This is a genomic window from Mesorhizobium sp. M7D.F.Ca.US.005.01.1.1, assembly GCF_003952545.1.
GTDB lineage: Bacteria > Pseudomonadota > Alphaproteobacteria > Rhizobiales > Rhizobiaceae > Mesorhizobium > Mesorhizobium loti.
Genome location: NZ_CP034453.1, coordinates 332,566 through 356,978, shown reverse-complemented (window position 1 = coordinate 356,978; position 24,413 = coordinate 332,566). Strand labels below are relative to the sequence as shown.

16 protein-coding genes and 6 pseudogenes are annotated in these 24,413 nt (G+C 59.9%); 10 read left to right on the top strand and 12 right to left on the bottom strand.

The window, feature by feature from the left end; genetic code table 11:
* Positions 1–700 precede the first annotated feature (700 nt).
* The 8 genes and pseudogenes from EJ076_RS01650 to EJ076_RS35605 form a co-directional block, all read left to right on the top strand.
* Positions 701–2,380 (top strand): ABC transporter substrate-binding protein, encoded by a 1,680-nt coding sequence (locus EJ076_RS01650; RefSeq protein WP_063170379.1) that lies wholly within the window; start codon positions 701–703, stop codon positions 2,378–2,380.
* Positions 2,377–3,366, top strand: coding sequence for an ABC transporter permease (locus tag EJ076_RS01645; RefSeq protein ID WP_063169344.1), 990 nt, complete (start codon positions 2,377–2,379; stop codon positions 3,364–3,366). Before EJ076_RS01650 ends, EJ076_RS01645 begins: the two co-directional genes overlap by 4 nt.
* On the top strand, positions 3,363–4,295 hold the full coding sequence (locus tag EJ076_RS01640) for an ABC transporter permease (protein ID WP_063169343.1): 933 nt from the start codon (positions 3,363–3,365) through the stop codon (positions 4,293–4,295). The genes EJ076_RS01645 and EJ076_RS01640 overlap by 4 nt, the downstream gene beginning before the upstream one ends.
* A complete protein-coding gene (locus EJ076_RS01635; RefSeq protein WP_063169342.1) occupies positions 4,292–5,302 on the top strand; it encodes an ABC transporter ATP-binding protein in 1,011 nt (336 codons plus the stop codon). Before EJ076_RS01640 ends, EJ076_RS01635 begins: the two co-directional genes overlap by 4 nt.
* On the top strand, positions 5,295–6,296 hold the full coding sequence (locus EJ076_RS01630; protein ID WP_063169341.1) for an ABC transporter ATP-binding protein: 1,002 nt from the start codon (positions 5,295–5,297) through the stop codon (positions 6,294–6,296). The genes EJ076_RS01635 and EJ076_RS01630 overlap by 8 nt, the downstream gene beginning before the upstream one ends.
* 134 nt (positions 6,297–6,430) lie before the next feature.
* On the top strand, positions 6,431–8,263 hold the full coding sequence (locus EJ076_RS01625) for a CocE/NonD family hydrolase (protein ID WP_082826581.1): 1,833 nt from the start codon (positions 6,431–6,433) through the stop codon (positions 8,261–8,263).
* A gap of 399 nt (positions 8,264–8,662) precedes the next feature.
* Positions 8,663–10,531 (top strand): CocE/NonD family hydrolase, encoded by a 1,869-nt coding sequence (locus EJ076_RS01620; protein WP_082826580.1) that lies wholly within the window; start codon positions 8,663–8,665, stop codon positions 10,529–10,531.
* Between the two features lie 88 nt (positions 10,532–10,619).
* A pseudogene (locus tag EJ076_RS35605) lies at positions 10,620–10,957 on the top strand (IS110 family transposase); the annotation flags it as partial.
* Positions 10,958–11,001: 44 nt separating this feature from the next.
* Here the strand turns inward: EJ076_RS35605 and EJ076_RS01610 are convergent.
* From EJ076_RS01610 to EJ076_RS01585, 7 genes and pseudogenes are all read right to left on the bottom strand, one after another.
* A pseudogene (locus EJ076_RS01610) lies at positions 11,002–11,194 on the bottom strand (transposase domain-containing protein); the annotation flags it as partial.
* A gap of 28 nt (positions 11,195–11,222) precedes the next feature.
* On the bottom strand, positions 11,223–13,286 hold the full coding sequence (locus EJ076_RS01605) for a recombinase family protein (RefSeq protein WP_063169338.1): 2,064 nt from the start codon (positions 13,284–13,286) through the stop codon (positions 11,223–11,225).
* Positions 13,273–13,575, bottom strand: coding sequence for a hypothetical protein (locus EJ076_RS35075; protein WP_063169337.1), 303 nt, complete (start codon positions 13,573–13,575; stop codon positions 13,273–13,275). Before EJ076_RS35075 ends, EJ076_RS01605 begins: the two co-directional genes overlap by 14 nt.
* Before the next feature lie 49 nt (positions 13,576–13,624).
* Positions 13,625–14,942, bottom strand: a pseudogene (locus EJ076_RS01600) (IS66 family transposase); the annotation flags it as partial.
* A 69-nt stretch (positions 14,943–15,011) separates the two neighbouring features.
* Positions 15,012–15,364 (bottom strand): annotated as a pseudogene (tnpB, locus tag EJ076_RS01595) (IS66 family insertion sequence element accessory protein TnpB).
* Positions 15,361–15,741 (bottom strand): transposase, encoded by a 381-nt coding sequence (locus tag EJ076_RS01590; protein WP_199489649.1) that lies wholly within the window; start codon positions 15,739–15,741, stop codon positions 15,361–15,363. Before EJ076_RS01590 ends, tnpB begins: the two are co-directional and overlap by 4 nt.
* Positions 15,742–16,160: 419 nt before the next feature.
* Positions 16,161–17,365 (bottom strand): annotated as a pseudogene (locus tag EJ076_RS01585) (IS110 family transposase).
* A 209-nt stretch (positions 17,366–17,574) separates the two neighbouring features.
* Here EJ076_RS01585 and EJ076_RS36090 point away from each other — a divergent pair.
* Positions 17,575–17,814 carry an IS110 family transposase gene (locus EJ076_RS36090; protein ID WP_063169335.1) on the top strand — a complete coding sequence of 80 codons (240 nt, stop codon included), beginning with the start codon at positions 17,575–17,577 and terminating at the stop codon, positions 17,812–17,814.
* A gap of 48 nt (positions 17,815–17,862) precedes the next feature.
* On the opposite strand, the pseudogene EJ076_RS01575 reads toward EJ076_RS36090, so the two are convergent.
* The 3 genes and pseudogenes from EJ076_RS01575 to EJ076_RS01565 all read right to left on the bottom strand — a co-directional run.
* Positions 17,863–18,143, bottom strand: a pseudogene (locus EJ076_RS01575) (integrase core domain-containing protein); the annotation flags it as partial.
* 188 nt (positions 18,144–18,331) lie between these two features.
* On the bottom strand, positions 18,332–19,339 hold the full coding sequence (locus EJ076_RS01570; protein WP_063169333.1) for an ATP-grasp domain-containing protein: 1,008 nt from the start codon (positions 19,337–19,339) through the stop codon (positions 18,332–18,334).
* Positions 19,340–20,110: 771 nt separating this feature from the next.
* Complete coding sequence (locus EJ076_RS01565) at positions 20,111–20,440, bottom strand: ATP-binding protein (protein ID WP_272482847.1); 330 nt, start codon at positions 20,438–20,440, stop codon at positions 20,111–20,113.
* 2 nt (positions 20,441–20,442) lie between these two features.
* Here EJ076_RS01565 and EJ076_RS35975 point away from each other — a divergent pair, with 2 nt between their 5' ends.
* Positions 20,443–20,748, top strand: a complete 306-nt coding sequence (locus EJ076_RS35975) for a hypothetical protein (RefSeq protein WP_164548505.1) — start codon at positions 20,443–20,445, stop codon at positions 20,746–20,748.
* A gap of 808 nt (positions 20,749–21,556) precedes the next feature.
* On the opposite strand, the gene EJ076_RS01555 is transcribed toward EJ076_RS35975, so the two are convergent.
* Together EJ076_RS01555 and EJ076_RS01550 are read right to left on the bottom strand one after the other, a co-directional pair.
* The gene (locus tag EJ076_RS01555) at positions 21,557–22,990 is read right to left on the bottom strand and encodes an amidase (protein ID WP_063169332.1); all 1,434 of its coding nucleotides are present in this window, start codon (positions 22,988–22,990) and stop codon (positions 21,557–21,559) included.
* Between the two features lie 79 nt (positions 22,991–23,069).
* Complete coding sequence (locus tag EJ076_RS01550) at positions 23,070–24,257, bottom strand: M20 aminoacylase family protein (RefSeq protein ID WP_063169331.1); 1,188 nt, start codon at positions 24,255–24,257, stop codon at positions 23,070–23,072.
* Positions 24,258–24,413 lie beyond the last annotated feature (156 nt).

Here is a 24,413-nt window from a genome sequence, read left to right as displayed (position 1 = left end):
TTCGCCGCCGCCGAACCGAGTGAATCACGCTCCGCAGCACAAGGGAATCGCAAAACCGAATTGCAGGAAAACAGCGTCCAAATACCGCTAATCCTGCAATTCAAAAGACGCTATCCGCCTCAATCAAAAGGCCAGATCAATGGCTTGCGGATAGTTCACGGTCGACGAGCTGGCGGCCACGCATCAGGCTGGAGATCCATCAGCGTTTACATCGTTTTTCAACGGGCGGCTCAAGCTCCGTGTTGTTGCGCGGCGCGCAGCTTGTCGAACGCCTCTTAGACCGTCGTGTGCCGGAAGAGGATATCCTCTGGAATTTCGGCATCGACATTCCGACATCACACATCCGTGATAAAGGCGTTTGCGGCTCGACGGGACCCTCCAACCCGAGGTCGCGAACAGAACCTGAATGACTGCCTCGTTTGCTATATGCGAATTGTCCGTGGGCGCCGCCAGGAGCTGGAACCGGCCAATCGACTTTAATTCTGGCTAGCTGTGCCCAGAATCGAGAAAAACGCCGGATTCATGCAGGCACAGCGGCCAATTTGCAGGAACCACCCCCCTGGGCACTGCTACTTATCTGGAATGAGGGGACTGTGGAGCTTCCGTCAAAAGGAAGCCAGATGTTCCGGGTTGAGGCCGTAGATCATCGTGGTCGTGTGAACATGAAGTGATGATAAAGCCGGCAAACAGGGAGGATAAAATGAGCCAATACTCATATAATCGTCGTGCGCTTATGAAGGCAATGCTGGCGATTTCGGCGACCCCTTGGGGGATTAACTCGAGGGCGTTCGCCTCGTCGTGCGACGATCGCATCCTGCGAATCGGCGGACTGGGTGGAGGCCCTGATTCGATGAACCCCTTCGCCACTTGGGGCTCCTTTTGGCCCTTGGCTATTTGCTATGATTTCTTGGTCTGCATAGACGCCCAGCGATACGACGATCGAAAGGGCTTTGCCCAATCTTGGTCCGTCGCCGACGACAACCTCACTTGGACCTTCAAGATCTGGCCCGGCATGAAGTGGTCGGACGGCCAGCCTGCTACCGCTAGGGACGCGGCGTTCACTTATAGTTATTTGCACGATTCCATAGGCAAGCCCGACGAGCTAAACGTCGGGTGGAACAGCACCAGCGGTCTTGAGAACGTCGAGTCCATCAAAGCGTTCGACGACGAGACTTTGCAGATCGTGACCAAGTTCCCCGCGACCTGGCCAATAGACAATATCATAATGATCGTTCCCGAGCACATTTGGAAGGACATCAGCTATGCTGACGCACGCGTAACCTTCCGCAACGATCCGCCTTTGGTGGGTACGGGACCTATGATCGTTTCGGAGTTTCACCAGGGCCAGTTTACACGCCTGACGCCGAACCCCTATTTCCGTACGGGGAAGCCCCAAATCGCGGGGGTGATCCTGCGGTCCTTCGATGCCGCCGATCCGATTGCGCAAGGTCTTAAGAGCGGGGAACTCGATTATGGCAACTACCTGACGTCCGCCCAGTGGGCTGATCTCTCGAAGGATCCCGACATTGTAGTCGGTGAATCCCGCATAGCTCAGAAAACCTATCTCGCCTTCAACACCGCTTCGGGAGATGGCGCAGGTAGCACCAAGGCTCTGCAGGATCCGGCGTTTCGCGATGCGCTCGGCTACGCGATCGATCAGAAGGCCATCGTCGATCGAGCCATGCGCGGACACGCCGACCCTGGTGTCGGACTCGCAATGCCGGTGGCGGCCGATTACTATTCAGATCTGAACGACATCAGGCGCCACTTCGATCTCGCCGAAGCCAACCGCCGGCTTGACGCCGCAGGGTACCGGGACACGAACGGCGATGGCATTCGGGAGGACAAGGACGGGAAGAGTTTCCAGCTAGAGCTGGTGTCTGGACCTTCAGCAAATATAGAGATGCCGGTCGCGGCAGTGCAGTTTATCGCTGGCTGGTTGGAGCAAATCGGTATCCCTGTATCGGTGACTCGGCTCGACTCCGGTGCGCTGAGCGCCCGCGCCGCAGCTCCGGCGAAAGGCGGCGGAGGGTGGGATCTGCTCATTTCCGATACCTGGCAAGGCCCAACACCTAAAGACCTGCTCATCTTCGGCAGCAGCAATTCCATCGGCATCAAGAACAAGGCGTACTGGACGAATGCGGAGTTCGACAAACTGTTCGCGGAGGTGCAGGTCACCGTTGACCTCAAGAAAAACCAAAAGCTGGTCGACCAGGCAGCGCGACTAATTTATACTGAAGCGCCTTACATCGTACTATGTTACCCCACCCTGCTCGAAGCCCACCGGAGGGATTGCTTCGAGGGTTGGGGAAAGCAAGGCATCATGTCGATGGACAGCTACTTCCCATTCGATCGCTTGAAGCCGGTGCCCGCGCCGTGAACGGAGGGGGAGGGAGCCGTCACATCCTGCGCATCATCGTCAGGGCCTCTATAACCCTCCTGATGGTGGCAGTCCTGAACTTCATCCTATTCCGAGTTATTCCAGGTGACCCTGCATCTCTTTTGCTTGGCGGGGCGCGCGTCAGCGTCACCGCCGAGCAGATTGAGGCGCAGAACCAACGTTGGGGCCTTGACCGGCCGCTGTTCCCGGACCAGGCGGTCGACTACCTGTCGGCAACACTCCGCGGCGATTTCGGCTACAGCTTCAAGTTCAGGGGCAGGCATGTCGCAGACCTGATAGCGGAACGCCTGCCGGACACCATAGTCCTAGTCGGGGTTGCTCAGATAATGGCAATCGTTATTGGGGTGATGCTTGGGATCTACGCAGGCTGGCGCCGGGGAGGAGCCGGCGACCGTATCGCAACCGGAGCCTCTCTGGCGCTCTATTCTACGCCGGCTTTCTGGCTCGGCATGATCCTGGTGGTAATCTTCAGCACGGCATTGGGTTGGCTCCCGGGCTATGGTGCATACTCGCCCGGCCTGATCACGGGCTCTCTTGGTTCGTTCCTCGACTACCTGCAACATCTCACGCTTCCCGCCACTGCGGTGGCGCTTGGGCTAATCGGCCAGTACGTCGTCGTCGCTCGTGCCGCAATGAGTGACGTACTCACCGAGGATTACATGGTAACCGCACGGGCGAAAGGGCTGACCAACGGTCAAATGCTGATGCGTCATGCATTTCGCAATGCAATGCTACCGGTCGTGACCTTGATCACCCTCAATATTGGCTATGTGGTCGCCGGGGCCATCACTGTCGAAGCCGTTTTCGCCTGGCCGGGTATCGGCGGGCTGACGGTGGAAGCACTCAACGCACGGGACTACCCAGTCCTTCAAGGCATATTCCTGTTGCTTGGCGTTTCAATTGTTCTCGCAAACCTCGTAGCCGATCTTGCCTACAGCCTTCTAGATCCGAGGGTCCGACAATGAGCGACAATATTGTTCGATATTGCCCGCGAGGCCGGGCGCGCGCAATAAAAGGCTTTCTGCGTCAATTTCTCAGCTATGGCGGTGCTCAGGTGGGCCTCGTATGTCTGGTATTCTTTCTTGTTGTGGGAGCGGTCCCCAATATTCTGGCGGGACCGCTCCAGACTGCGATCAATGCAACTGGCGATTTCCTCGCACCCCCATCAGGCGAGCATCTGCTCGGCACGGACGAAATCGGGCGGGACGTGCTCAATCTGGTCCTCCATGGTGCCCGGATCTCGCTTACGATTGCGCTACTCGCGACTGTGATCAGCCTCGTCGTTGGGACTACAATCGGTACGACCGCTGGCTACTATGGTGGCAGGGTCGACGTCTGGCTGATGCGCTTGACAGACTTCTTTTTTGTCATGCCGTCCTTCGTGCTGGCGCTGGTCATTACACCCGTGGTTCTCGAGGTGATGGGGCGCGGTGGAGAAATCCTGGGCTTCCGTCCTTCTCTTTTCGTGATCATTGTCGTTATAGGCATGACAAGCTGGTCCTTTGTTGCACGTATCGTCCGGAGTCAGACACTGTCGCTTAAGGAGCGACCATTCATTGATCGTGCGCGCGTTGCGGGTAGCAGTAATTTCGGCATCATGGTGCGGCACATCCTCCCCAATCTCGTGCCGCAAATCGCAGCCAATGGTGCGCTGGTGGTCGCCAGCGCAATCTATGTCGAGACATCGCTCTCATTCCTTGGACTCGGGGACCCGTTGCAGCCTTCATGGGGCACTTTGCTTTCGCTCGCTCAGCGCGCCGGCGCGGCCAGTGCTGGAGCCTGGTGGTACCTCGGCGCCCCAGGACTGTGCGTACTCACGGTTTCGCTTAGCTTCGTCCTGATTGGCAGTGCCCTTGACGACACGTTCAATCCACGGCGGAGGGTGATCCCATGACCAGCTCCTCCCAGGACAAAACACCGCTTCTGGAAATAGACCGGCTCTCTGTCGATTATGGGCTCAAGGGCGTTTCATTGCGAGCAATCGACGGCGTAAGCTTCGCGCTCCGAGCCGGAGAGGCCGTGGGCCTCGTCGGAGAATCGGGCAGTGGCAAGACCACGACCGCGATGGCGATCGCTGGTCTACTATCACCCAACGCGCGGGTCAGCGGCGGCCAAGTGCGCTATCGTGGCAACCGACTGCCGATCGACGATGATGCGGCGATGCGGCCACATCGCTGGAGCGAAACGTCCGTTGTCTTCCAGGGCGCGATGAACGCACTTAATCCTGTTCACCGCATTATCAAGCAGATCGCCGAGCCATGCATGCTGAAGCTCGGCATGTCGCGGGGCGAGGCGACCAAGCGGGGAAGTGAGTTGCTTCAACTGGTCGGCATCCCGGCGGATCGTGGTTCCGCCTACCCTCACGAGTTGTCGGGCGGAATGCGACAAAGGGTGATGATTGCCATGGCGCTCGCGTGTCGACCTTCGATTATCATTGGTGACGAGCCCACCACAGCGCTCGACGTCATCACTCAGGCTCAGATCCTTAACCTGCTAGGCGACTTGCGATCGCAGTTGAGCCTCGCCCTGATTTTGATCACCCACGACCTTTCTGTGGTGGCTAAGTGTTGTGATCGCGTAATGATCATGTACGCGGGCCGCATCGTCGAGGATGGCACTGTCGCCGAGATTTTCGCCCAGCCCAAACATCCCTACACCCGACAGCTGATCGAATCGATCCCGAACCCAGCGAGCGGCAAAAAGATGATCCGGCCAATACCGGGTGATCCTCCCAACTTGGTGAATCGACCCTCGGGCTGCGCTTTCCATCCGCGTTGCCCGTCGGTCATGGGGGGGTGCGCGACCGAAGTCCCCAGCCTCAATAAGTTCGGGCGGGGACGTGTCGCCTGTCACCTTCACCGGTCCTTGACGCAAGAAGACAAGGTCGCTGTTCATGCCTGACACTGCCGGCATCCTGCGTCTCGAGAGCCTGCAAGTTCATTTTCCTATCCAGGGCGGTCTGTTCGACCGTGTCCTGGGCCGATCTGTCGGCGCCATGCGCGCGGTAGACGGGATCGACCTCAACGTCGGGCGGGGCGAGATCGTCGCCCTGGTCGGCGAATCGGGAAGCGGCAAGACCACTGTGGGCCGCGTCATCACCAAGCTTGCCAAGCCGACTGGCGGCAGAATGCTGTTCGAAGGCCGCGACATGAGGTCGGTAGAGGGCTTCTCGGCTCTACGTCCGTACCGGCGTCGCGTGCAAATGATCTTCCAGGACGCTTATCAGGCCCTCAATCCGCGACACACCGTGTTCGACATCGTGGCGGAGCCGTTGCAGTCCCTGCGGCTGGTCGGTAACGCCACTCAACTCGCCGACCGGGTGAGTGAAGCGCTTGCGGCCGCTGGGCTCAATCCTCCCGGCGATTTCTTCGCCCGCTTCCCGCACGAGCTATCCGGCGGGCAGCGCCAGCGCGTCGTGATTGCAGGAGCGCTTGCCGTCCGGCCGGAACTCATCGTTGCTGATGAACCTGTATCGATGCTCGATGTCTCGATACGCGCTCAGATTCTTCAGGTCCTGGTTGACTTGCGCGACAGGCACAACATGGCGCTGCTGTTCATCACCCACGATTTGCCCCTTGCCTGGCTGATCGCCGACCGGATTGCGGTCTTGTATCTTGGAAAATTGGTCGAGATTGGTAGCGCCGACGAGATCACATTCAACCCTCGCCATCCGTATACCGTCGCCTTGCGCAACGCCACACCGCAGATTGGCGGCAACGCAGGTCGCGCCGAGTTGCCGGCCCTGCAGGGCGAGGTTCCAAGTGCCGCGCGCGTGCCGAAGGGCTGCCGTTTCCATCCTCGTTGCCCGCTTGCCTTCGACCGTTGCAAAGCTGAGGAGCCGCCGGCGATCGAAGTTGGACCACAGCACCTGTCAGCCTGCTGGCTCGCTAAGTGAAAGGCATGCAATCAGCGCCACCCCAATGAGCGTATTCCATCTGGTATTGCACAGGCAGGTGGGCTGGAACACCACCATGCAGATAGAATGCTGAGACCCGTCGAAATTGGCCACTCCATCTTGAATCAGTCTCAATGTCTGGGAGGCACTCTGAAGTGTGTAATGAACTAGGCCCGATTAAACCGCCAACGCCGCGATACGAAGTGGTTTTGCAGACCGGCTTGCGCGTTCCAATGCGGGACGGCGTTGAGCTCGCCACGGACCTGTATCGGCCTATTGGTTACACTGGGGAACTCGGGTCAATCCTTATCCGAACTCCATACGGTAAGACGCCCTATCGCTGTCCGGTTGAGCCTCGCCACAAAGTGGCAAGAATGTTTGCTGGACAAGGGTTCGCTGTACTTGTGCAGGAGCGTCGTGGCGTCTTCGATTCCGGCGGCGTATACGCTAGGGAACATATAGGGGACGACGGTTATGACACGCTGTCCTGGATTTCGCAGCAGCCATGGTCGAATGGACGCGTGGGCACATATGGGTGCTCGGCGCTTGGTATCGCGCAGGTTTTGCTGGCGCAGTTGTGCCATCCAGCCCACCGATGCGCAATTGCGCAGGGATCGGGCGGCGCGAACGGCTCTGCCGGAGGGCGATATCGCAACGGGGATCTCCGTCTCGGCGGTGCGGTGGAGGTTGCCGCGTTTGTCCCCTGGTTCCACCAAACCGCAGCGAAGGACCGGTCCCGAGTGCAACCGAAAAGCGATGAGGAGTATCAGCGGGCTTTCGCGTCGCTGCCGCTCGTCAACATGCTTAAGAGCCTTGGGGGACCGCCGACTGACTGGGAGGACTGGGTCTCGCGTGACCCAGGCGATCCCTGGGGGGATCGGAATGGGATGCTTAGCGAGGACTCGACCATCGACGTCCCAGCCCTGTTCGTGAACTCGTGGTACGACGTGGGGGCTGCCGACGCGCTTCACCAGCAGCGCGTTTTTAGTGCTCGCGGATTGAGCCCGGCGGCACGCGATCACCAACATATCATTCTGTCGCCAGCCACGCATTGTGGCACCGAGAGTCTCAAAGCCCCGACGGTTATCGGCGAGCGCGAGCTGGGCGACGCGCGCCTGGATTGCTGGCAGATCTACCTGGACTGGTTCGACTGCTGGCTGAACGACAAGCCCGACCGGATCGAGGGAATGCCCCGCGTCCAGTACTACGTGATGGGTCGCAACGAGTGGCGTGCCGCGTCAGAATGGCCCCCTCTTGGTGTGGAACTGCAGCACTGGTTCCTCCGCAGCGGCGGGAATGCCGCGACCCGTCTAGGCGACGGGACTCTTGATGTAGAGCCTCCGAGTGCCGACGAGCCGGCTGACACGTTTACCTACGACCCTGGGGATCCGGCGCCGTTCTTGGGGATGGACGGCGGGAAGTCAAGTGGAACTACTATAGGACCCCGCGATTACCAGGACGTCCAGCTTCGTCCAGACGTCCTCTGCTTCACTTCACCGCCCCTCACAGAGGGCATGGAGGTTACCGGATTTGTCCGGGCGGTCCTCTTCGTCTCTTCTTCGGCCCCGGACACGGACTTCGTGGCCAGACTGTTGGACGTACATCCCGATGGCCGTGCGATTGACGTGGTGGACGGGATACTGCGCGTCCGCTATCGCGAGGGCTTTGATCGGGCTGTTTTCATGGAACCGAGCGTTATATGCAAAATCGAGATTGATCTCGACGCCACAAGTAATTGGTTTCCGGCCGGCCATCAAATTCGCCTGGAAATCACTAGTTCGGCCTTCCCGCGGTTCGACCGCAACCTGAATACGGGAGGTAACAACTGGGACGAAACTGAATGGGTAGTGGCTCGGAACACGATTCATCACTGCGAGCAGTTCCCCTCCCACGTACTGCTTCCTGTGATGACAGCGATGGGGTCCCATGCCGGCAAGGCGAATTTGAACAGCTTGCCGCCTGGCTAGCCTACCTCCACTATTTCAAACAAACGGTGATAACAAGCTGCGATCGGTCGGGGAGCCCGTCGCTTCTCACATCAAGCAGCTTGCCCCATCGGCCCGCGTCAATCAGCATGGAATGGGGGTCCATGGATCGGCACATAATGGCGGTGAGACTCACAATTGATGTTTTGCACAGCGGCGTAGGCGCGCTGTCACATTGATTTAAGCAATAGGGAAATTGGGGTGGCAACGCGCCATCATTGAGTGCCGGACCTGCTAGAGAAGCACGGTTGAGTTTCTTTTCAAACAACTTAGCAACGGCACAGAGTTCATCGTTGTACTGTGAATGCGACGAACACACCACCGTGCAGATAGAATGCTGAGACCCGTCGAAATTGGCCACTCCATCTTGAATCAGTCTCAATGTCTGGGAGGCACTCTGAAGTGTGTAATGAACTAGGCCCGATTAAACCGCCAACGCCGCGATACGAAGTGGTTTTGCAGACCGGCTTGCGCGTTCCAATGCGGGACGGCGTTGAGCTCGCCACGGACCTGTATCGGCCTATTGGTTACACTGGGGAACTCGGGTCAATCCTTATCCGAACTCAATACGGTAAGACGCCCTATCGCTGTCCGGTTGAGCCTCGCCACAAAGTGGCAAGAATGTTTGCTGGACAAGGCTTCGCCGTACTTGTGCAGGAGCTTCGTGGAGTCTTCGATTCCGGCGGCGTATTCACCCTCATGGAGAATGAAAGGGACGACGGTTATGACACGCTGTCCTGGATTTCGCAGCAGCCATGGTCGAATGGACGCGTGGGCACATATGGGTGCTCGGCGCTTGGTATCGCGCAGGTTTTGCTGGCGCAGTTGTGCCATCCAGCCCACCGATGCGCAATTGCGCAGGGATCGGGCGGCGCGAACGGCTCTGCCGGAGGGCGATATCGCAACGGGGATCTCCGTCTCGGCGGTGCGGTGGAGGTTGCCGCGTTTGTCCCCTGGTTCCACCAAACCGCAGCGAAGGACCGGTCCCGAGTGCAACCGAAAAGCGATGAGGAGTATCAGCGGGCTTTCGCGTCGCTGCCGCTCGTCAACATGCTTAAGAGCCTTGGGGGACCGCCGACTGACTGGGAGGACTGGGTCTCGCGTGACCCAGGCGATCCCTGGGGGGATCGGAATGGGATGCTTAGCGAGGACTCGACCATCGACGTCCCAGCCCTGTTCGTGAACTCGTGGTACGACGTGGGGGCTGCCGACGCGCTTCACCAGCAGCGCGTTTTTAGTGCTCGCGGATTGAGCCCGGCGGCACGCGATCACCAACATATCATTCTGTCGCCAGCCACGCATTGTGGCACCGAGAGTCTCAAAGCCCCGACGGTTATCGGCGAGCGCGAGCTGGGCGACGCGCGCCTGGATTGCTGGCAGATCTACCTGGACTGGTTCGACTGCTGGCTGAACGACAAGCCCGACCGGATCGAGGGAATGCCCCGCGTCCAGTACTACGTGATGGGTCGCAACGAGTGGCGTGCCGCGTCAGAATGGCCCCCTCTTGGTGTGGAACTGCAGCACTGGTTCCTCCGCAGCGGCGGGAATGCCGCGACCCGTCTAGGCGACGGGACTCTTGATGTAGAGCCTCCGAGTGCCGACGAGCCGGCTGACACGTTTACCTACGACCCTGGGGATCCGGCGCCGTTCTTGGGGATGGACGGCGGGAAGTCAAGTGGAACTACTATAGGACCCCGCGATTACCAGGACGTCCAGCTTCGTCCAGACGTCCTCTGCTTCACTTCACCGCCCCTCACAGAGGGCATGGAGGTTACCGGATTTGTCCGGGCGGTCCTCTTCGTCTCTTCTTCGGCCCCGGACACGGACTTCGTGGCCAGACTGTTGGACGTACATCCCGATGGCCGTGCGATTGACGTGGTGGACGGGATACTGCGCGTCCGCTATCGCGAGGGCTTTGATCGGGCTGTTTTCATGGAACCGAGCGTTATATGCAAAATCGAGATTGATCTCGACGCCACAAGTAATTGGTTTCCGGCCGGCCATCAAATTCGCCTGGAAATCACTAGTTCGGCCTTCCCGCGGTTCGACCGCAACCTGAATACGGGAGGTAACAACTGGGACGAAACTGAATGGGTAGTGGCTCGGAACACGATTCATCACTGCGAGCAGTTCCCCTCCCACGTACTGCTTCCTGTGATGACAGCGATGGGGTCCCATGCCGGCAAGGCGAATTTGAACAGCATCGCTAGGTGTTTAGATTGTGGTATTCGGCTTTGCCCCCCGCCTTGAACGGGTTGTTTTGAAGTGCTGCGCTTCGAGATGATGACAAAACGTGGTCTGTGTGAACAGCCACAAGCATCAGGAAAGGAAGCGCAGCATGAAAAATTATGCCGGACTGGACGTCTCCGTGAAAGAGACCACCGTTTGCATCGTGAGAAGGGCGCCGAATTTGCCGAGAGATGAAGGTTGCTAGTCATCCGGACGATCTTGCTGACGCATTGAAGAACCCCGCATGGAATCTCGCCCGGATCAGGCTTGAAGCCGGCCCCTTATCCCAATGGTTGGTCTGGCGGCAGCCGGACTACGTGACCTGTATCGAGCCCCGTCATTCCAAGGCGTTCTCAAGGCACAGGTCAACAAGACCGACCGCAACCATGCTCGCGGCATCGCGCAGATATGCGGGTTAACCTGTTCCGGCCCGTGCATGTCAAGAGTAAGCGGTATTCTCGGGCCACGGCCTTGAGCTCGAGCTTGTTGATGTAGACCCAAGGCAGGAGATCGTCGATCTGGCTGTTGGGGTGGCCGTTGACGATCCTGGTGAGGACATCGGCGAGATAAGCCGAGCGGTTCGACACCATTGAGCTTGCAGGTTTCGATCAGCGAGGCGATGACTGCCCAGTGTTCGGCGCCGCCGTCAGAGCCTGCGAAGAGCGCGTTCTTGCGGTTGAGCGCGAAGACTGATTCATTATGCACCCCCTCTTCAAATGGCGGGAAACAGCGATTTCTGATTATCGTCGTTGATGATACGCGGAGATTTGCGCGCCAAATCGGCCTTGATCCGTTCATCTTCAAGGTCGCTGGCGCGGATCTGGTAGGGCGCGCCGCGCATGACCTGCTCGGCTGGTAATATGCCGTCCCTGACGAACCGGCGGATTTTGACGTGCGACACGCCAAGCTTCGCGGCCGCGTCCGACATGGTAAGCCACTCGCCGTTCTTGTCGGAAGACCGATAGCCGCTGATCTTGTGCACCGTGCGCAGGGATTGGACGCGTCGCGCCGTCCAGGTCTTTCCCTGACCCGTCTTCATGCCCATGCGGTTGAGTGTGGCGGCGATTTCGGCATCCGACCATCGCGTTGCCATGGATCGCATGACCGCCAGAGCCTCCTCAGGCGTACTCTGGCCATGCTCTCCGGATTTGGACTTGCGAACCCTTACCTGGGAATGCTGGCCCCCATGCCAATGGATGGTCAGGATCACATCGCGCGCGTCGTCATCGACGTCCGCCACAATGTCCTTGATGAGCGCGCGCAGCAGTTGCTGACGGAACCGCATATCGACACCCGGCGCATTCCAGGCGGCTTCGAGATCCTGGGCGAGGCCGGTGAAGTCAGGGATCGCGTCGACAGGCTCCATACGCTGGACTTCACTGAGCCGGGCCTCGCAGGTCTCCACGCGCCTGAGCCTAGCTTCCCAGTTCCTCTCGAGCTGGGCCGCTATAAGCCGGTTCTCCGGGTCGCAGGCGGCGTAGCGGCGCTCGGCGAGCGATGCCTCATAGCGTGCCTGCTGCAGGTCCATCTCGATCATCTGCCGCCGCCTGGCTTCGCTCTCCAGCTGCATCTGTTCAGCCTCCAACGCCGCCTCGATCGCCATCGGCGCAACCGCCTCCAAGGCTTCGCGGGCCACCGCCGCATCGGTGCGAAAGCCGTTGAACGACATGCATCGCGCCTGCGCCATCATGGTGTTCTCGCAACGATAGACCGGGTAACCTTGGCCACGTCCGGCATACGTGACAACCAGTCTTCGCCCGCATCGACCACAGGAGAGAAGACCCGGGAGCAACGCGCGACCGCCGCGGCCCGACTTGACGCCGCCGGCTTTGCCATAGGCGTTGGCGGCGAGAAGTTCCTGGTTCCGTTCGTACTCGCTCCATCCGATATAGCCTTCGTGATGCTCCTTGAGCACCACCGCCCAATCGCTGGCCGGCTTGTAATGACCATAGCTCTTGCGGACGCGGCCATCCACGATCTCGGTGCGCTTCTCGCTCTTACCATAGACATAAGCGCCGGCGTAGAACGGGTTCTTCAGGACGGAGATCACGTTGCGGTAGCGGACCGGAACCCAGGCGAAGGACACCATCTTCTTGCCGTCGGAGGGTCTGGGGAAATGCACGCCATCGTCGATCATCGAGATCAGGACCTGGCGGGCACTGCCGAGTTCGCGGAAACGCGCGAATATCAGGCGAATGGTCTCCTGCAGGCGTATATCGGGATCGAACCCGAGACCGTAATCCCGGTGCCAGACGTAGCCGAAGGGCACAGAGATGCGCAGTTCGCCGCGCTGTGCCTTGGCGCGGTCAGCTTCGTACATGCGAGCACGCAGCACCCCGAGTTCGAACTCGCTTATGCTCCCCTTCATGCCGAGCAGCAGGCGATCGTTCGGCAGTCCCGGATCGTAGACTCCGTCCAGATCGATCACCCGTGCATCGACTTCGCCGCACAACTCGAGCAGCCGATGCCAGTCCGGTCCGTTGCGAGACAGGCGGGACGCCTCCAGGCAAAGCACAGCGCCCACATGACCGGTGCACAGATCGTCGACCAGGCGTTCGAAACCGGGACGTTCCACAGCTCCACTTGCGGTGCGTCCCAAGTCCTCGTCGATCACCTCAACCTTGCGGAATCCCCAGCGCCGCGCGACGTCGACCAGCTCATATTGCCGACGCTGGCTCTCAAGATTGAGCTGCACTTGCGCCTGCGTGGACTGACGTACATAGACAACGGCCTTGCGCTTGAGGATGGTGGCCGGAATCAGATTACGGCTCGTCATCGCGGCTCTCCTCCGTCACGATACCGGCGGCGGCCATCAGCACATTGGCGAGCCGGGCGATCACGATCGTTCGTTGCGCTGCGCTCAGCCCGACTAGCTTGTGCGAGTCGAGCGCATGCTGAGCTGGCGAACGATCACGAGAGATCGTGTCGGTGGCGGCAAGGTTCTCATTTTGAGTCTCCCCGATGATGAAACCATCCGGAGAGCCTCGCCGGAAACGGCGCTGGATCAAGAGCTTGTTCAGTTCAAGCAGTGCAGCAAGCGACGCGCGCGGGGAGCCCAGATCCATTGCTGCGCACGGGACTTCGACCTCCTGCCCAACATGGGCAGAATGACCCCGAGATTGCGATCGGACGGATCGAGCGTTCGACGGTGTTGCTGTCGATCTCGATGCGGCCGTCGTCAAGGAAGTGCGAGAGGCCTTCCCAGCGTGAGAGCGTGTAGCGGATTGCCTCTGCGAGCTTGGTCTTCTGACTGATCAGGCCGAGCTTCTCACGCAGCCAGGGTTCGAGATCGGCGACGATGGCGCGGCTTTTGTCCTGACGCATCGCGCGGCGCTCGTTGGCCGATCGGCCACGGATGTCATCCTCGATCTTGTAGAGTTCGGCGATCCGTCTCAGCGCGTCACTGGCGATCGGCGCGGGACCGGCTGCTGCCAGTTCATAAAAGCGCCGACGGACATGCGCCCAGCAGAAGGCGAGCGTGACGCCGCTTTTGTCGGCCAGCACGCGATAGCCGCCATAGCCGTCGACCTGCAAGATTCCGGTGAAGCCTGCGAGATGAGCGATCGGACGCTCGGCCTTTCGGTCCGGCGCATAGACATAGGCGACGCCCGGCGGGTCGCTCCCCTCCCATCGTCGGTCATCGCGGGCATAGGCCCAGAGTTGACCTGTCTTAGTCTTGCCGCGGCCGGGATCGAGCACCGGCGCGGTCGTCTCGTCGGCGAAGAGTTTTGCCGAGGACTTCAGCTTGCCAAGCAGCCGCTCATGCACCGGACGCAGGTGCCAGGCGGCGCGGCCGACCCAGTCGGCGAGCGTAGAGCGATCGAGATTGATACCCTGCCGGGCGTAGATTTGCGCCTGACGATAGAGCGGAAGGTGATCGGCATATTTTGAGACCAGCACCTGGGCGACCGTTGCCTCGGTCGGAAGACCACCCTCGATCAGCCGGGCCGGCGCCGGAAGCCTGAACCACGACGTCCTCGCAGGCGCGGCAGGCATATTTGGGCCGGCGCACGACGATTACACGCAGCTGCGCCGGAACGATGTCGAGCCGCTCGCTCACGTCCTCGCCGATCCGATGCAAGCCATTGCGGCAGCATGGGCAGGCATGGTCCTCGATGTCGACGACCATCTCCACGCGCGGCAGATGGGGTGGCAGCGCGCCCCGGTTGGCCCGGCGCCTCGTGGCCTTTGCTTGCCGCTCGGCGGGAGCAGATTGCTCCTTCTCTTCCTCACCGGCGGCCTCGATCTGCTCCGCCTCTTCGAGCCCCAGCAGCAATTGATCCTCGGGGAGCGTCTCGGCACGCCGGCCGAAGCGGTGACGCTGCAATTCCTTGATGATCTGAATCAGACGGGCATTCTCGACGTCGTGCGCCAGGACCATCGCCTTCAGCGCGTCCGGATCGTCGGGAAGCTGGTCAGCCGTCATCGCCATGAACGGATCAGACCATATTCGCCGACAGCCCGCGACAGCGGAATCTAGGCTGATTCACTTCGTCGCGGGTCAGCCCGCCTGGGCTGGCACGCGGGTCCGGCGCGCCTCATGGACTCGCCGCCAGTCGAGACCTTCGAGTAGCGCCGAGAGCTGCGCGGCCGTCAGCCGCATCATGCCGTCATGCACTTTCGGCCAGCGGAACTCCCCATCCTCCAAACGCTTAGCAGGCAAACCCCGGTGCCATCCCAGAAGATCAGCTTGATCCGGTCAGTCCGCTTCGCCCGGAAGACGTAGACGGCCCCGCTGAACGGATCGGCCCCCATTGTCTCTCGCACCAGCGCCGCCAATCCCTCCGCACCCTTGCGGAAGTCGACGGGCTTCGTCGCCACCATGACCTTGACCGCACCCGTCGGCCCGATCACGACGTCGCCTTCAGCGCGCGGATCACTGCGGCCACCGTCTTGGTATCGGCGCCCCGGCCGACGCGCATCGCGATGCCGTCGATCTCAAGCTCGATCATGCCGGCATCTCGGGTGGCTTGCCGTTTCCGCTGCTTCGGTGAACGGCTGGCTGCAGGTTCCGCCGCCGCCACAACCGCCGGCACAAAGGCAGGAGAATCTTGCTGCACCGAAGCGGCCTGTTTGCGCGCTTCGCGGCGCCAGGCGAAGACCTGCTGCGGCCTGAGACCATAACGGCGGGCGACCTCGGAAATGATCGCATTCGGCTCCAGCGTCTCTGCGATGATCCGCGCCTTGTCATCCACCGACCAGTGACGCCGACCGCCGGCACCGTTGATCACCTCGAAACGCCGAAGCTGCCGCTCCGGGTCAAGCGTAAGGTCAAGTCCAGACACAAGCCGATCTCCGATCCCAATACAGGATCGGCAACCTCACAGATCGCGACCACTCCCGAAAGGTGGTCCGGAAACACCGCTCTGATGTCCGCTGTCAAGGTTTGGAACGCATGAGGTCGCCCGATCCGAGGAACGGCTGCTCATTCTGATGATCGCGCATGGGTGGGGAGGCGGAACTGAAGGACGTCGGTGATCAAGCTCTGATGCGCGGGTTGGCTACCGCATTCCCGATTGTGCGTCCGGGGCTGTTCCTATCTTACTGCGGGCGTCGGTCGATTTGCCGGCCACAAAGCGTCTGACGGGCATTCCCCTGCCGTGGTCCCGCCTCCGCCCATGCGCGATATGTGCGCCATCGCGGCGAGCGATCAGGTGACGCGCGCCTCCCTTGCGACTGCCCACATAAAGCCGACCAGTTCACGGGCGATCGCGGTGCAGACGACCGTTGTCCGTTTGCCCCGAGCGCTCAGCATGCGGTAGCGGGCTGTCAGGCGGGACTGCGCCTTCCAGGCGATCTCACGCACCTTCGGTGACGCCTGCTCCAACCGGTATAGCTTCGCCTTCCCGACCTTGGGCGGATGTCGATAGGTCCAGGCGCTCTCGACCAACATGTGGCGAACCCGACCGTTGCCTGCCTTTGTGATGCCGCCGCGCCGGACTGTCTCCCCGGTTGAGCGCTCGCCGGGGACCCGACCGAGATATCCCATGAGCTGGCGTGGGCTTTCGAACCGGCTGGCGTCGCCGACTTCGGTGACGAACGTCACGGCGACAATTAGGTCTACCCCACGCAATGTCTGAAGCGCCCACACGATCGGTGCCAGCGACCAGGCCGGGACGAACTCTTCGATCACACGCTCCAGCCGCTCGACCCGCTCTTTCGAGACGCGCACCGCCTCGACCATCTCCTGGAGTGCGATCTGATGCGCGGGATGATCGAACCTTGTTCCTGAAGCCAGCGTAGATAGCGCATCGTCCAGCTCTTCTTTCGCGGATAGCTACGGCCGTGCTTGAGCATGAATGCGCTCACCTGCTGGCGATGGACCCGCAGCGTCTCGACCGCGCCCGCCCGCGCGCGAACAAGATCCCGTATGGACTCGTGCCCTTCATCGGGAACCCACACCGCGGTCAGCTCGCCGGCGCGCAATAGTCGGGCAAGGGAAATGGCGTCTCGACGGTTCGTCTTCACCCGATCGCCGGGCTTCCTTGGTATCAATGATGGTGCAACCACGGTGCACTCGTGCCCGAGCGACCGGATCAGGCGATAAAGGCCGTACCCGGTCGGCCCAGCCTCATAGCAGAAATGCACGTAATCAAAGCGGCTGGCGATCCGGCCTATGACCCGCCGCATGCTGGTCGCCGACGCGTCGACCTCACCGAAGAACCGAACCTCTCCTTCCCGGCCTGCCTCCGCAATCGCAATAGCGTTCTTAAGCTTCGCAACATCGATTCCGACAAATGCTTCTCTATAATCCGCCACGGCTCGTCCTCCTGTGGTGAGGATCGGCTCGGCCCGTCCGAGCAACCCTCGGACGCGCAGTGTAGGGCGAGCCACCTCATCGGCAGAGGCGGACATACGGTCTTACTGTCAAGACGCTGACGACCCAGAATCGCCGGGCGCTGCTGACGGCCCTCAAGTCGCTTCAGGAAAAGGCCATCGCCATCGAGAACGACATCCGTGGCCTGTTTCGTAACTTCGGTCTCAAAGTTGGCATTGTCGACGGCCGGCAAATTCGCGGATCGCATCCGGGACCCTTCCGGTGACATTCCGGAACTCGAGACATCATGGAGACGTTGCTCACCGCCCGTCGGAAACTTTGCGAGCAGTTCACGGTGCTACACGAAAGACTGTTGTCGATCGTGAGGGGTGACACGGTTTGCAGGCGGTTGATGACCGTGCTGGGCGTCGGCCCTATCGTTGCACTGGGTTTCAACGCCACGGTCGATATTCCTGCCCCCTTCAGGAATTCGAAGGACGTGGGGCCGTATCTCGGTTTGACGCCGCGGTTACATCAATCAGGCTAGGATAATCGCGTCGGCAGGTCAGCCTAGGAAGCTTGAATGGGATTGACTTCAACACGCCGAATAGACAAGTCCAGGCATTTGGTGGAGCGGATTGAGAGTGAAGCGCTCGGGCTGGGAAGCCCATGCCTTGCAGATGAACTCGTAGGGTGAGACCTTTGAGGGCCTTCAGCCTGCGGCCGAAATTTGTAGGCCGCAACAAAGTCGGCAAGATGCCGACGCAGTTGGTCATGATCGTCGTAGTGGAAACGCTTGCCCGTCGCGTCCTTGATGGTGCGGTTCATTCGCTCGACCTAGCCGGTGGTCCAAGTATGCTTTGGCTTCGTGGTTCGAAGCACAGCGCGACGATGCGGCCCCCGAACGTGCTTGCGGGCTTCCTGGCGCCGCGACGAGCGCTTGCAGGCGCTGACGGTCGCTGGCCAAAACGGTGAAGGGGGATGCTATTGCGCATGCATCTAACTCGCACGCCAAACCGCAAAACGGAATCCCGAAATCGGACTCTTTTGATCCGATCAATCCACTATGAGACGCCGATTCCGAAATAGCGGGTGTGGGCGACATTGAGGATGCGATTGATCAAGCTTACGAAGCTGTGTCCGCCGGCCGTTGCAGCTGTGCCATAACTGGAGTGTATACCAAGGGCCGGCACCGAGTTCATCTCTAGGACAAACGGTTGGCCTGAGCGATCGATCCGGAAATCGACGCGGGCATAGTCCCGGCAGTGGCAGGCACGGAAGGTCGCAACCGAAATATCCCGTAACATCGTCTCAAGCCCGCTCTCGATTTTCGCCGGGCAAATCTTGGGCACCGCTGCGGCCGCCACGTACTTCGCATCCCAATTCATAACACGCGTTTCGCGGTCACCGAAGTCCTGCTCCACTAGAGGCAAAACTTCGGGCTCCCCGTTTCCGAGCAACGCAACGCAGATTTCCCGCCCCTCGATGTATTCCTCCACTAGCGCATCCTGAGCATGCTGCGTGACGATCACTTCGACGGCCTGCCGCAACTTAGAGTGTTCATGTATGATCTGCAATCCGAAGCTGCAGTCCTCCTCCCGCGGCTTCACTACCACTGGGAATCTCAGGTCGCCGGTGTTCTCGGTGCCGCGACGCATCACGCGAAAGTTCGGAGTCGGCACGCCCTGATCGCGGATGAGCATTTTGGTAATGACTTTGTCTCCCGTCAGCCCAATCCCGAAGGGGCTACATCCAGTGTATGGAACACCGGCCATCTCAAGCATGGCAGGAACATGAGTGTAACGCTTTTCGCCCTGAATTCCCTCCGCCAAGTTGAAGACCATTCCCGAGGGGCGACCTTGCGGATCAGGTGGCATGAACCGCTCGAGACTGGCGAGCAGTCCTTTATCGCCTTCACACACTACCGTCTCGTGGCCGCCCTCTTGAAGTGCCGCCACCACATCTTCCAACGTGCCGCTATGCGGCCAAGGCTGCGGCGGCTGCGGACAAGGCTGACCGAACCGGTTAATCACACCGTTGAAATCACTGTTCGTTACGATGGCTACTCGCATGAGCTATCTCCTTTGACGTTTGTCTGCTGTCACGAAACCAATGAAAACTGGATGGAGGCCAACCGCTATATCAACATTGACGACCTGCACGAGTACAAGAGGCTCGAAGCACCATGGCTGACCCTTTTCACAACCCCCTCCACAAACATAGGTCCACCACCCGGTTCCCTCTCCGGTTCCCGACCCTTTCCGCTGGCGGTGCTCTTTTTGCCCAAGTAGCTCGAAAGACGGCGAGTTGGGTTGCGGTACCATCAATAAAGCCTTATGCAGGGTTTATGCCAAAACAGATGATAACCGGCGGATGAGAGCGCTCCGACGCGAAATGATCGCTTCAAAAACCGTGCCAACCTCGCAAAATGCACGTCGGCCAGTGCTTTGAGTTTGATATCAAACTTACGGTCATATCAGGTACTAAACTGGCCCGCACAACCACTATGTCGCAGGCGCGACAAAATCCGACAGAGATCGTATCCCAGGGGACGAGCGGCGACCCATCCGCAGTCTTTTGACGCTCGCCGGTCCCTTACATCGAGCCCTGGCGTCCAGAATTGAAGTTGGGCGAAGGCGATCCGCATAATCGTATGCCCGGCCTGGCCGGCTTCAACGTGCGAGCGCTGCAGCAGTTTCAACAATGATGGCGAGTCGGCATAAATCTTCTTGAGAGGCTGGCGCTTAATCCCGGAACAAACGCGGCAATCAGCACTTCGCCTTGCTCATTTCGATGACGGCCATAGTGTTATTGCGCGCTTCAAAAGCTGGACAGCGATTCCGCTAATTCCCGGACAGCGTTTTCACAAAAGTCCGACAGTTCGTCGAGGTTGGTCCTCGGCAGCCTGGTTGCTGTAGGGCTGATTGATTTCGGTGTTCTCGGAGTCGGTCAAGAGGGCCGAGGCTTTTTTCTTCGGATGCTCTCGCCCTGAAGGGCGATGCGGTGTGCATTGTGCACGAGCGGTCGTGTATAGCGTCGGCGACCGTGCTGTCGTTAATAAGGTCGTGCCAGCTTGCCACGGGGACCTGGGCGGTGATCAGGGTGGATTTTCTCTGATAGCGCTCCTCGACGATTTTCGAAGAGGTGGAAGCGCTGCTGATCGGAGAGAGCATGGTTGCCGAAGTCGTCGTGGATGAGCCAAGTGGACACGGGTGAGCTTGTCGATGAGGCGGGGAAAGGAACCATCGATGCGTCGCTCTCGAACAGGATAACAGTGCGGCTTCGGAAAAGTCCGGACAGGCTTTCCGGTAATCTCAATGATGAGATCCGCGCCCGCCGTTCCAAAAAAAGGTTCGGCACGAAGCCCGCATTTTTTGCACTGGGCTTACGGCGTGCTGATCCACTGTTTCGTCATTACTATTCCCGAGCCTTGCAACCGAGCCGGAAGCGTCAGGCGAATGCAGGATTCCTGCGCTCGTAGAGCGTCCCAGCTTGGTCAGCACAACCTGACGATACGCGCCATCTTGGCGGCAAAGGCATTTGACGCAGCTGAATTGTCACGATCAGACGGCAGTTGGATCCTCATTGGATGGCCAGTGTTGCAAAAATCACAGGCTGGAGATCGGACTTGCGCCCTGGTGAATTTCCGCCACCGCATCGGGGTCGGTCTTCAACCCGGCAACTTCGACTTCCCAATTATAATAGAGACCGCGGCCGGGGCTTTGGCGGAGAGGGTCAGTCCTGGCGATGCCTCTCTCGAGCCGGCCTACATTGCAGCTGCCAGGCGGTTGGTTGAGCGCGGAGCCGTCGCGATAACCAGGGACTGCGGCTTCAGTATCTGGTGCCAGGCTGCACTGGCCACGTCTGTCAAACTTCCCGTGGCCATGTCGAGCCTGCTACTGGCGCCCACGCTCCTCCGGCAGCTTCCGGCCGGCGCAAAGCTCGCCGTCTGGCCGCAGACTCAAGACACTGCGGCGAAGAGCTGCTGGGCATGGATTCATCCGCAGGGGCAAGAGTAGCCATCGGCGGCATCGAAGGTAATACGCGGCCGGCTAGTGTTACCGAAATGGAGTCCCCGGGTTGCAGTCTGTGTCGCGACTTCGCGCCGCACATCCCAAGATTGACGCACTCCTATTTGAATGTACATTGTCCCCGATGGTGACGTCAGCAATCCGTCGTAGGACAGGACTGCCCATCTATGACGCCGCGCCCCTTTATCGAATGACATTCGCGTCCGTGGCTTGACCGCTTGGAGGCCGTCAGGTGCTTGAGCGCGGCAGTCTCAAGTTTTAAGGGGTGGCAGCGTGGAATCTGCTCCTCGCGAAAGAAGGAAGCCCCAGGCGACTTTCGATCGTATATGCCGCGGCTAGGACGGAGGTGTCGGAATAGCGCGCGCCGACCAGTTGTAGCCCGACGGGCAGCCCTTGATCATCCAGGCCCGATGGAATCGATGCTGCTGGTTGCTGGGTCAAGTTGAAAGGGTAGGTGAAGGGCGTCCAGTCCACCCACCCCTTGTAACTATCATCCGGCACATTTCGCCCGACGGGGAACGGCGCGATAGGCATCGTCGGTGTGACCAAGAGATCGTAATTTTCGTGGAACTTCGCCATCAGAGCGGAGAGCTCGAACCGCATCGCCTCAGCTTCCTGAAATTCGGTAAGGGTGATCTTCAGCCCGCGTTCGGCACCTTCCAGAAAGCCAGGATCTAGTAATTGTCTTTGCTGTTTGTTCATTCGTGACACAATACGGGCGGCGCCAGCGAACCAGAATGTAGAAAACACCTCCACCGGATCCGCAAATCCCGGATTGACTTCGGCCACCTCGGCCCCAAGAGCTCGAAGCTGGTCGATCGCATTATCGGTAACGTTTTGGATATCTCGCGCCACCTTGACATAGCCGAGGTTCCGACTGTAGCCGATCCGCAGGCCCCTGATGGTGGTCTTTGCTGGATCGGGGTCGAGACCTAGGTACGCCGGACCCGCATAGCCATCGCGAGCGTCCTTTCGTGCAATCACATTCATCATCAGGATCGCATCCGCAACGGTGCGGGTCACCGGCCCCAAATGAGACAGCGTTGTCATGGCGCTAGCTGGCCATTGCGGAACGATGCCGAAGGTTGGCTTGAAGCCGAAGGTCCCCGTGAAGCTCGCCGGTATCCGGATTGATCCCCCGCCGTCGCTACCCTGATGAAGAAAGCCAAGGTTGAGCGCAGCCGCAACTGCCGCCCCTCCCGACGACCCGCCTGGTGTCAGGTCAGGATTCCAGGGATTGCGGGTGATCCCGTAGACCGGGCTGTCTGTTACCCCTTTCCAGCCAAATTCTGGAGTGGTTGTCTTGCCCAGGATAACGCCACCGGTCTCACGGATACGGGCTGGAACAGGGGCGTCTTCAGTCCAGGGTCCCTCGGTGCTGCCGGACAATGAGCCACGTCTTGTCGGCCAGCCTCGTGTCAAGGTGAGGTCTTTGATGGTGGCCGGAATGCCATCTAGTACTCCGGCTGGTTCCCCCTTCATCCATCGACCCTCCGAGGCCCGGGCAGCAGACCTGGCCCCTTCGTGGTCGACGAGGCAAAATGCGTTCAGCGCCGGGTTGTTGGCGTCGATGCGGCTGAGACAGTCATCGACGACTTCAACAGGCGAGAGCTGCCGCCTTCGGTAGAGTTCCAGGCATTCGCACGCCGACAGACCCTCAAGAGATGTTGGCACGGATGAACGAGTTTTCATTTTACGAGGTCCGCTACATTCAAGCCTGGCATAAGACGGCAGTTATTCATTCGTTCTGCGGCCCTTGTCAGACCGATCATCAAGACGTCGGACGGGATCCCAACGTGTTCTCTACGAGCTTGATCCAGTACGATGTTCCATAAGGAATCGCCTCGTCGTTGAAATTGTAGGCAGGGTGATGCAGGCCGGCGCTGTCACCGTTCCCGCACCAGACGAAAGCACCCGGCCGCGCCTGCGCCAGGAAGGAGAAATCTTCCCCCCCCATTACCGGTGGCGTCTCGAGCACATTGTTTTCACCGGCCACGCCCTTGGCCGCGCTTCTCGCAAGGTCGGTCTGCTGGACCTCATTGAAGAGAATTGCGTCGAAGCTCTGAAATTTAATATCTATCTTCGCGCCGGTTATCTGGGCGATGCCGGCGACCACTTCGCCCACCCGCTCCTTCACGAACTTGCGCACCTCCGGCTTTAGCGTCCGCATGGTGCCCACCAACTCCGCTGTTTGCGGAACGACGGGGACTAGTCTCTGCCCGGACTGGAACTGGTGGAACGAAATTCCTGCCGAGTCGACAGGGTCAATGTTCTGAGCCAGGATATGCTGCAGGGCCGTCACAAGCTGAGCGCCGACCAGAATCGGATCGATGCATTCATGAGGCCTTCCAGGGTGCCCCCCTCGCCCTTCAATGCTAATTTCTATGCTATCAGTTGCCGCCATCACTGGACCTTGCCGGATTCCGAAGACACCTACCGGCAAGCCCGGACGATTGTGCATTCCGTAGATGTGCTCGATGCCGAACCGCTCCATCAAACCGTCATCTAGCATGGCAACGGCGCCGGTACCGATCTCCTCGGCAGGTTGGAAGATCATGACCGCCGTTCCAGCGAAATTCCGAGTATCGGCAAGATAGCGCGCGGCACCCAACAGCATCGCGGTGTGGCCGTCATGCCCACACGCATGCATCAAGCCCTTGTTCTTGGACGCATAGGGCAGATCGGTCGCTTCGTTGATCGGCAGCGCATCCATGTCAGCGCGCAATCCGATAACCTTTGGGTTACCGTCGCTCACGACGCCGTTGCCCTTGATGACGCCAACGACGCCGGTTTTGCCGATGCCGGTCGCGACGGCGTCGCAGCCGAATTCGCGCAGGCGCTCGGCGACAAATGCCGAAGTACGGGGGATGTCGAAGCCCAGTTCGGGATGTGCATGGATGTCCCGGCGCCAAGCCACTATCTCGGGGAGAAACTCTGCGACGCTATTGAGAATTGCCACGGGGACTTTCCTTTCTTGCCGGTTGCAGGCGAATTTCACGCTTTGTCCTTGCGAGAGCCGGGAGACCCGTTTCCGCGCTGCCGGGAGCACAGCATCCTCTGTGCGACGTAGGCACCCCAGCTATTCCGCCGACTGAAGCCGCTCCAATTAGCCGGG

What these genes read in the sequence shown, in the direction of transcription:
- EJ076_RS01650 (WP_063170379.1), top strand. Translation starts at nt 701, where the DNA reads ATGAGCCAATACTCATATAATCGTCGTGCGCTTATGAAGGCAATGCTG.
- EJ076_RS01640 (WP_063169343.1), top strand. Translation starts at nt 3,363, where the DNA reads ATGAGCGACAATATTGTTCGATATTGCCCGCGAGGCCGGGCGCGCGCA.
- EJ076_RS01635 (WP_063169342.1), top strand. Translation starts at nt 4,292, where the DNA reads ATGACCAGCTCCTCCCAGGACAAAACACCGCTTCTGGAAATAGACCGG.
- EJ076_RS01630 (WP_063169341.1), top strand. Translation starts at nt 5,295, where the DNA reads ATGCCTGACACTGCCGGCATCCTGCGTCTCGAGAGCCTGCAAGTTCAT.
- EJ076_RS01625 (WP_082826581.1), top strand. Translation starts at nt 6,431, where the DNA reads ATGTCTGGGAGGCACTCTGAAGTGTGTAATGAACTAGGCCCGATTAAA.
- EJ076_RS01620 (WP_082826580.1), top strand. Translation starts at nt 8,663, where the DNA reads ATGTCTGGGAGGCACTCTGAAGTGTGTAATGAACTAGGCCCGATTAAA.
- EJ076_RS01605 (WP_063169338.1), bottom strand. Translation starts at nt 13,286, where the DNA reads ATGACGAGCCGTAATCTGATTCCGGCCACCATCCTCAAGCGCAAGGCC.
- EJ076_RS35075 (WP_063169337.1), bottom strand. Translation starts at nt 13,575, where the DNA reads ATGGATCTGGGCTCCCCGCGCGCGTCGCTTGCTGCACTGCTTGAACTG.
- EJ076_RS36090 (WP_063169335.1), top strand. Translation starts at nt 17,575, where the DNA reads ATGGAGACGTTGCTCACCGCCCGTCGGAAACTTTGCGAGCAGTTCACG.
- EJ076_RS01570 (WP_063169333.1), bottom strand. Translation starts at nt 19,339, where the DNA reads ATGCGAGTAGCCATCGTAACGAACAGTGATTTCAACGGTGTGATTAAC.
- EJ076_RS01565 (WP_272482847.1), bottom strand. Translation starts at nt 20,440, where the DNA reads ATGCTCTCTCCGATCAGCAGCGCTTCCACCTCTTCGAAAATCGTCGAG.
- EJ076_RS01555 (WP_063169332.1), bottom strand. Translation starts at nt 22,990, where the DNA reads ATGAAAACTCGTTCATCCGTGCCAACATCTCTTGAGGGTCTGTCGGCG.